The following is a 7,888-nucleotide window of genomic DNA, read 5'->3' as shown; positions in this document are numbered from 1 at the left end:
AATGCAGGACGTTCCGCTGGCCTCAGATCGCCTCGGCCGCTTGATCTTCGCTCACGTCGCGCTGGCCGATTGGGCCAGCGCGACATGCGGCATGAGCGTGCATTCGGCCGCGGCTGCTTCAGGACCGTGATCAAGCTCAGCCCATGGGCGGGTTCGTGTGCAGGATTTGTTCGGCGATCCATTGAACCCGGGCCGAGGTAATCCCGGTGCGCTGCTCGACAGCCAGTGGATGATCGGTGGGTTCCAGTTCCACGAGTGGCCGGTCGCCGATCGGCTGGGTATGCAGGTTGGTCTTCAGGTTCAAGGTGGTCGGTTCATACAGGGGCAGCACCGTGGACAACCACCCGAAGTACGTTGGCTCCTCGACTCTCTCGGGCTTGTCCCACAGCGCCGACATCCGCTCGATGCTGGCTTCACTGACAGATACCCAAACACCCCAGTCGAATTCAGCGTCGAGGTCGCTGATCGGAATGACCAGTCGTGCCCGGACGAAGAAGTACGATCCCGCGATCACGCATTGTTCTTCTCCGAGCACACTGCCGGGCTGATCTGCGACTTCGGCGTTCCAGTACGCGGGGGCCGGCGTGCCGTAGCTGAGTGGGGGACCATCGTGCGGTTCGGCACAGCGGGAGCAGGTGTAGGTGGAGCCGACTATCACGCTCGGAAGCGTACCGGCGCAATTCGAGCGCACGGTCATCGGCAGTAGCGGACGTTCCGTCGGCCTCGGATCGGCACAGCCAGTTGATCTTCCGATGCCCCGCGCTGGCCGGTTCGGTCAGCGCGGGGCATCGGCAAATGAGTGTGATTGTTGGCCATGGCACGCACCTTGTCGGCCGAGTCCTGAGGTTTCGTTAGAATCGCTCATGACGCCGAGGCAACTCTTTCTCCAGCTGGGCGCTGATCGCCGACGACAGGTTCACTTATCGCTGTGCGAGGATGCCCTGCCGATCTGGCTCGGTTACGTCCGGGGCGAGCCCGCCCGGCTTCGCTACCGGGACTCGGTTGTCGGGATGAGGCACCACGTGGATGTCGAGCTTCCCGCCGATGCCCTTCGCTCCGCACGCGCCGGTGTGGATCTCGCGGACGTCGGCAGCCGATACCTCGAGCCCATCACCGCGCTGCAAGACGACGATCTGGTCTTCCCTGACCCGGTCGAGTTCGCCTACTACGCGATCTACAACTGTTTTTGCAAGTACGTCTGCGGTGACGACATCCCAGATTGGCTGATCGTCAACCAGGCCTTGTCGGTTCACGACCACAGCGAGGTGGCGTCACGTCTGACGCGCGCGATCGACGACATCGATCCAATCACGAGCGGGAACGCCAAGGATGTTGGACCGATGCGATAACGCCCCCTCTCAGCAGTACGGGCGTCCGAGGTGCTCAGATCGGCACGGCCGGTTGATCTTCCGGCGCCCCTCTGGCCGGTCCGGTCCAGCGCGGTATGCGGCAGTTGAGTGCGTTCGGGTGGCAGGCGCACGGCGGCCTATTTCATACCCCGCGCTGCGGATGAATCCGGTCGAATCGGCCAAATGATCTACCTCAGCCGGGCTGGCGGTCCATTGCATCGCGCAGTGTGCCGCGGGCATGGCGGCGGCCTGTACCGCGAAGGTGGTCTCGGTACCGAGTTCGATAGTCATCACGCTGCGCTCAGCTGATTGTCGGAAGCCTCGGTTCAGAACTTGCCGGTGTGGTGTTCGATTCGGTGCCCGAGTCGCGCAGCGAATTCGGCGATGAAGTCCTCGGTGAGGGGCGGCCAACCCCAGAAGTCGAAGGCGAGGCTGCCCAGAGCGAAGTTGTCTGCCCATTGCCAGGCGGTGATGGGGCTCGATGTGGTGCACGAGGGGCAGATCGCCGCGCCGGTGCCTGTTTGTTTCCAAGCGTTGATGGCGTCCGAGAACGGCTGCCATACAGTGGGATCGGCTTCCCATTGTTGCGGGTAGTCGATGATCACGGTGGTGTCCTGGCAGCGTGGGCATACCGAGGAGGCCGGTTCGATGCCGCCCTGTCCGGCGTAATGGTCGTGGCGTCCGACGATGACGGCAACGGGACCTGGGATCCAGTCGGCGCCCCATTCCTGGGTGATCTGCGGCCAGTCGGGGCCTGGCACATAGCCTTCGTCGACCTGGAGGCTGTACATCGCGTCGCGCGAAGTCTCCCGAAGCAGCCATCGCCGCGACACCATCCAGTCCACCATGTGCTCGGCCAACGTGCTCGCGTCCGCCGAGGTCACATCGAGGTCGACGATTCGTTCGAAATAGTCACCCACACCCGCATCCTGTCACCAGGGACCGACGCCCATACCCGAGCCAGTCGGAGGTGGAGGCGCACTGTCGGTCCATGAGTGCCTGCGACACCATCAACGCCGCCAGCATCGACAAGGCCCGCGCCGCCGGGTGGCCCGAGCGCGGCCTTCTGCCAGGTGCGGGGTGCAGACCAGGATGGCCAGCGACACGCCCGAATTGGTAGATGTTTCAGGCCACCTGCGGTGCCGTGAGATGGACACGGATGCAGTCGAACAGTTCACCGGGTCTGAGCGGTTTAGGCAGGTAGTCACACGCACCGGCCACGTAGGCGTAACCGATGGCATCGGGATTGCCATCAAGGGACGACACTCGGCGCGTGATCTTCGGAGGCTGCGGACGACCGTTCGGGACAGGTTGGCTGTTTCAGTCGGTGGCGAATGGGAATTCGACGAACTCGACCGGACCGAACTCGTCGGAGGCTTGCTCGCGCGCCCCGGCGACACTGTGGTGGCAGGTGTCGGTGATGACGTTCCACTCCCCGTCGCAATAGAACAAGTACACCTCGGGGCTCGCGTCGTACCGCGCTATCGCCAGTCCTGCGAAGTCTTTGACGACGAGACCGTCCACCTCGTGCCTCGTGCGTCCAGATGGTGTCGCACCGCGGATGTCTGCTGTGCCCAGCACTCGTGCGCCATCGAGGAACCTCGGTACGTCCGTCACGAACCGAATTGTGCACCTGCGCCGACCGCTCGCGCTTGCCGCCCTCGTGTCGAAGACGTGCACTGAAATCAGTAGCGGATGTTCTGCACCGCACCAGGTTCCGGCCGCCGGCGCCTCGCGCTGGCCGGTTCGGTCAGCGCGGTATGCGGCATTATCGCGCGTTCCTTGTTCGGGGTCGCGGCTGGTCTCATGGCGTGCGTATCGTCGTTTACGCCTCGGTGATCTGCGATATCGCTGTCAGCAGCGGAGGTGCATCGGGCCGCGAGCGACGGTTCGGTTAGTCGTGGCTGATGACGACCTTGCCGAAGCCTGCTGCGGTGGCGATGTAATCCAATGCTTTCGGGACCTCCTCGAAGCCGAAGACGCGATCGATGACCGGACGGAGGCGGTGGTGTGTGACGGCCTGATTGAGGGCTTCGAAGTGGGCTCGGCTGCCTGTCGCGATCGGCCGCAGCACCGCGCCGGTTTTGAACACCAGTTCCGGATCGAGCGGTGCGGCGCCGGTCTCGCCGGATAGCCAGTAGCCGATCATGGCGATCTCGCCGCCCAGGGCGGTTGCTTGTACCGACCTCCATAGTGGCCCTGCGGTATCTACGACACGGTCGGCACCCGCGCCGGCGGTGGCGTCCCGGACCGCAGTGTGCCAGTCGGGGGTGCGGTGATAGTCGATCACCTCGTCGGCCCCCAGCTGTCGTAAACGGTCGGCCTTGGCGGTACTGGAGGTGGTCGCGATGACGCGTGCGCCGGCTCGGACGGCGAATTGGATGGCGAACAATGACACCGCACCCGATCCCAGCGTCAACACCGTCTGGCCGGGCCGCAGTGGCGCACCGGCGGTGAGGGCATGCCACGCGGTCACCGCCGCGAGAGGGAACGCGGCGGCCTCCTGGTAGGACAGATGCTCGGGGATCCGGACGACCGCGTGCTGGTCCAACAGCACGTACTCGGCAAGCGCACCGTCGATCATCGTGCCCAGCTGCGCGGCCACTTCGAGCCGGAACGGCCCGGCTATCCAGCCGGGAAACACGGTGGCGGCCACCCGGTCTCCCGGAGTCAGCCCGGTCACGTTCGCCCCTACCGCCACGATCTGTCCGGCGCCCTCACATCCGGGTACGACACCGGGGGTGATCGGCAACGGGTAATTGTTGGCCAGCACCAGCAGGTCACGGTAGCCCAGCGCGTTCGCATGCATCCGCACCAGCACCTGGCCCCGGCCGGGAGCGGGCACATCCCGTTGCTGCAGCGTCAATCCGGCCTCGCCACGCCCAGGTTCCAGCCGGTAGTGACGCATCCGAGCCGCCGTATCGGTCACGGTCCTGTTCCTTTCGACAAACGATCCGACAGGATCGTGCACCGTGGGACACAGGACCAGCGATTCCCCGCAAGGTATCGACAACGGGCTGCAGCGGCGGCAGACACCCCAAATTCTCGGTCGGGTCCGCCAGGAGCCTGGTCGGGACTATTTCTTCGTTCCGATGTCACCAGCCGCCGCCATGAACCGGGCTGCGGTTGCACGGAGTTCGCGGGCCAGGTCGGGCGCGTCGAGGACGTCGAAGTCGATGGTCAGCGCGCCGAGCAGGAAGGTCAGGGCGCGGGGGTCTTCCGAGCCGATGTGCAACAGGCAGTACTGATCGTCGAGGGGTTCGAGGCGACCGTAGGTGGCGGTGGCGCGCGCTGCGTCGGAGTCGGCGGGGGCGTGTAGGCGCAGGGTGGCTCGGTAGGGCCAGCGCTGGGCGATGCCGCGGGCGACGAATGCGGCGGCATCGTCGCCTGGCAGGGCGCGGGGCAGAAAGCGCGGGCCCGCAGGGGTTTTCGGGTCCATGCGGTCTACCCGGAAGGTGCGCCAGTCGTCGCGGCCGAGGTCCCAGGCCACCAGATACCAGCGTCGGCCCCAGCTCACCAGCTGGTGGGGCTCGACGGTCCGCGTCGAGTCCGAGCCCGCGTATCGGAAGCGCAGCTGCCGCTCGTCGCGGCAGGCCGTGGCGATCGTGGTGAGGACGTCGGCGCCGACGGTGGGGACGGTCTCGGGGGTCTGCACGATGGCTATCTGTAAGGCGTCCACCCGGTTTCGCAGGCGGTCGGGCAGGACCTGCTCGAGTTTGACCAGCGCACGTAGCGCGGTCTCGCCCTGCCCGGCGACGCCGCTGCCGGTGGCGGTGCGCAGGGCGATCGCGATGGCCACCGCCTCCTCGTCGTCGAGCAGCAGCGGCGGCAGCTCCGTGCCCGCGCCGAGCCAGTAGCCGCCGGTGATGCCCTTGGCGGCCTGCACCGGATAGTCGAGGTCGCGCAGCTTGTCGATATCGCGCCGCACCGTGCGGGTGGTGATGCCCAGCCGATCCGCCAGTTCCTGACCGGACCATTCGCGGCGTATCTGCAGCAGGCCGAGCAGGCGCAGCAGGCGGCCGGAGGTTTCTTTCATACCGAAAATTGTGCCAGGACTATAGGACCGAAGGTGTCCTATAGTGCCTCTAGAGTGAGCCTCATGAACAACGAGGCCATCACCCCCTTCCGCATCGACATCCCGCAGTCCGCGCTGGACGACCTGGCCAACCGGCTCGCCGGGGCCCGGTGGCCCGACGAGCTGCCCGGTGTCGGTTGGGAGTACGGGATTCCGCTGGAGTATGTGCGGGAGCTGGCCGAGTACTGGCGCACCGGCTACGACTGGCGCGCGCAGGAGGTGGAGCTGAACAAGATTCCGCAGTTCACCACCGAAATCGACGGGCAGAATGTGCATTTCCTGCATGTCCGCTCGCCGCAGCCGGACGCGTTGCCGTTGATCCTGACCCACGGGTGGCCCGGGTCGGTCGTCGAATTCCTCGATATCGTCGGCCCGCTCACCGATCCGGCGGCGCACGGCGGCGATCCGGCGCACGCCTTCCACGTGGTGATTCCGTCGCTGCCCGGGTTCGGGTTCTCCGGTCCCACCACCGAAACCGGTTGGAACACCGGTCGAGTCGCAGCGGCCTGGGCGGAGTTGATGCGGCGCTTGGGTTATGAGCGCTACGGCGTGCAGGGCGGCGATATGGGCGTGTTCGTCTCAGCCGAACTGGGCCGCATTGCCGCCGATCGGGTGATCGGCGTGCACCTGAATGCCGCCACCTTCGGATTCATCCCGTTCGGGAAGGTCTCCGACGCCGAACGCGCCACTCTCACCGAGTCCGAACAGGCGCGGCTGGAGCGGCTGGCCGACTTCCTCGGCGACGACAACGGCTACTTCCAGCTCCAGGCCACCCGCCCGCAAACCATCTCCTACGCCCTGGTCGACTCACCGATCGGCCAGCTGGCCTGGATCATGGAGAAGTTCAAGGCGTGGACCTTTCCGGTCGCGGCCCTGCCCGAGCAGGTCATCGACCGAGATCGCTTGCTCACCAACGTGATGCTGTACTGGCTCACCGGCACCGCCGGCTCGGCCGCGCGCATGTACTACGAGAACATGCACGTCCGCAACTACCACGCCACACCGTCGCCCACCCCGATCGGCGTCGCGGTCTTCGCCCTGGACATCGCGATCCGCGGTTACGGCGAGCAGCTCAACAACCTCGTGCACTGGTCGGAGTTCGACCGCGGCGGCCACTTCGCCGCTCTGGAAGTCCCGGACCTGTTGACCGCCGACATTGTCACGTTCTTCACCGCACTGAACTGATCCACCGGAAAGGCTCCTCCCATGCCCTCGCTGCTCGACCGGCGAAAACTCAACCGTGCCACCCTGGCTCGCCAATCCCTGCTGGCCCGCAGCAGCATGTCGGTCGAGCAGACTGTGCGGCATCTGATCGGTCTGCAGGCGCAAACCCCACACAGCTGGTACCTCGGCTTATGGTCGCGACTGGCCGATTTCACTCCGGAACAGGCGGCTGAGCCGCTGGTCGATCGCCGCCTGGTGCGAATCGCGTTGATGCGCTCCACGATTCACCTCGTGACCCCAGACGACGCGACCGTGCTGCGCCCGCTGATCCAGTCGACACTGGACCGCGACCTGTACCACAACCACGTGCATGGCAAACCCATCGCGAATATCGACATGACCGCGCTGATTGCGGCGGGAATCGATCTGTTGGGCGAAAAGCCGCGCACCAACAAAGAACTCGGTCTCCTGCTCGGCGAGCGCTGGCCCGAGTGTGCACCCGCCTCACTCGTCTATGCGGTCCGCAATCAGGTGCCGCTGGTGCAAGTACCACCTCGGGGTCTCTGGGGACGCAGCGGATCGATCGCGCACACCACACTGTCGTCCTGGGTCGGAACCGAATCGACCGCAACTCTTTCACTAGACGAGATGGTGCTGAGGTACCTGACCGCGTTCGGCCCGGCCACCGTCCAGGACGTCCAGACCTGGTCTGGTCTGACCCGGCTTCGCGAGGTGATCGACCGACTTCGTCCACGCCTCATGACCTTCCGCGACGAGCAGGACCGCGAACTGTTCGACCTACCCGACGCCCCCCGCCCGGACCCGGAAACCCCCGCACCACCACGATTCGTCTACGACTACGACAACCTGCTGTTGTCCCACGCCGACCGCAGCCGCGTGATCACCGACGACCACACCCGCCTCAACTACCGAGCCCAACGCCCCACCCCGCAACTGCTCCTGGTGGACGGCTTCACCGCCGCCGACTGGACCATCACCCGCGGCACAGATACCGCCACGGTGACCATCCGCCCCTTCCGTCGCCCGTTCGCCCCCGATGACACCGCCGCCATAACGGCCGAAGCCGGTCGCCTCCTGGAATTCACCGACCCAACCGCGACACGGTCGGTGGTCTTCAACCACCCAATCTAGCGGCTATTCTCCGGCATTTCGGGCCTGATCGTGCAAGTCCACCTCGGCCTGTAATCGGCTACTTAAGACTGGTGTTAGGGCCGGGTCCCGGCCAGGATTCGGTCCAGGTGCCCGGTGGGATGCTCGGTCAATCGGCTGCCCGCCAGCA

General features: G+C 65.7%; 8 protein-coding genes. 3 read left to right on the top strand and 5 right to left on the bottom strand.

Translation table 11 applies throughout. The annotated features are described in order from the left end of the window. Positions 1-136 precede the first annotated feature (136 nt). The gene (locus tag ACWEKS_RS48380; RefSeq protein ID WP_452346443.1) at positions 137-697 is read right to left on the bottom strand and encodes a DUF2199 domain-containing protein; all 561 of its coding nucleotides are present in this window, start codon (positions 695-697) and stop codon (positions 137-139) included. 166 nt (positions 698-863) lie between these two features. Here ACWEKS_RS48380 and ACWEKS_RS48375 point away from each other — a divergent pair, with 166 nt between their 5' ends. Further along, a complete protein-coding gene (locus tag ACWEKS_RS48375; RefSeq protein ID WP_452346442.1) occupies positions 864-1,349 on the top strand; it encodes a hypothetical protein in 486 nt (161 codons plus the stop codon). A gap of 326 nt (positions 1,350-1,675) precedes the next feature. Here ACWEKS_RS48375 and ACWEKS_RS48370 read toward each other — a convergent pair whose 3' ends face one another. The 4 genes from ACWEKS_RS48370 to ACWEKS_RS48355 form a co-directional block, all read right to left on the bottom strand. After that, the gene (locus ACWEKS_RS48370; RefSeq protein ID WP_452346441.1) at positions 1,676-2,269 is read right to left on the bottom strand and encodes a hypothetical protein; all 594 of its coding nucleotides are present in this window, start codon (positions 2,267-2,269) and stop codon (positions 1,676-1,678) included. 400 nt (positions 2,270-2,669) lie between these two features. Continuing rightward, positions 2,670-2,966: a hypothetical protein gene (locus tag ACWEKS_RS48365; RefSeq protein WP_452346440.1), complete on the bottom strand. Its 297-nt coding sequence runs from the start codon at positions 2,964-2,966 to the stop codon at positions 2,670-2,672. 277 nt (positions 2,967-3,243) lie between these two features. Further along, positions 3,244-4,278 (bottom strand): zinc-dependent alcohol dehydrogenase family protein, encoded by a 1,035-nt coding sequence (locus ACWEKS_RS48360; protein WP_452346439.1) that lies wholly within the window; start codon positions 4,276-4,278, stop codon positions 3,244-3,246. Positions 4,279-4,425: 147 nt separating this feature from the next. Further along, the gene (locus tag ACWEKS_RS48355) at positions 4,426-5,385 is read right to left on the bottom strand and encodes a helix-turn-helix transcriptional regulator (RefSeq protein ID WP_452346438.1); all 960 of its coding nucleotides are present in this window, start codon (positions 5,383-5,385) and stop codon (positions 4,426-4,428) included. A gap of 63 nt (positions 5,386-5,448) precedes the next feature. Between ACWEKS_RS48355 and ACWEKS_RS48350 the strand changes: the two genes are divergently transcribed. Further along, positions 5,449-6,609, top strand: coding sequence for an epoxide hydrolase family protein (locus ACWEKS_RS48350; protein WP_452346437.1), 1,161 nt, complete (start codon positions 5,449-5,451; stop codon positions 6,607-6,609). A gap of 21 nt (positions 6,610-6,630) precedes the next feature. After that, positions 6,631-7,740: a winged helix DNA-binding domain-containing protein gene (locus ACWEKS_RS48345; RefSeq protein WP_452346436.1), complete on the top strand. Its 1,110-nt coding sequence runs from the start codon at positions 6,631-6,633 to the stop codon at positions 7,738-7,740. The last annotated feature ends 148 nt before the right edge of the window (positions 7,741-7,888 follow it).

It is taken from the genome of Nocardia sp. NPDC004711 (assembly GCF_053601595.1).
Note: the sequence above shows the minus strand (reverse complement) of the source record. Positions and strands in the feature narration are given on the sequence as shown.

Coding starts and splice junctions, on each gene's coding strand:
- ACWEKS_RS48380 (WP_452346443.1), bottom strand. CDS start 697: ATGACCGTGCGCTCGAATTGCGCCGGTACGCTTCCGAGCGTGATAGTC.
- ACWEKS_RS48375 (WP_452346442.1), top strand. CDS start 864: ATGACGCCGAGGCAACTCTTTCTCCAGCTGGGCGCTGATCGCCGACGA.
- ACWEKS_RS48355 (WP_452346438.1), bottom strand. CDS start 5,385: ATGAAAGAAACCTCCGGCCGCCTGCTGCGCCTGCTCGGCCTGCTGCAG.
- ACWEKS_RS48350 (WP_452346437.1), top strand. CDS start 5,449: ATGAACAACGAGGCCATCACCCCCTTCCGCATCGACATCCCGCAGTCC.
- ACWEKS_RS48345 (WP_452346436.1), top strand. CDS start 6,631: ATGCCCTCGCTGCTCGACCGGCGAAAACTCAACCGTGCCACCCTGGCT.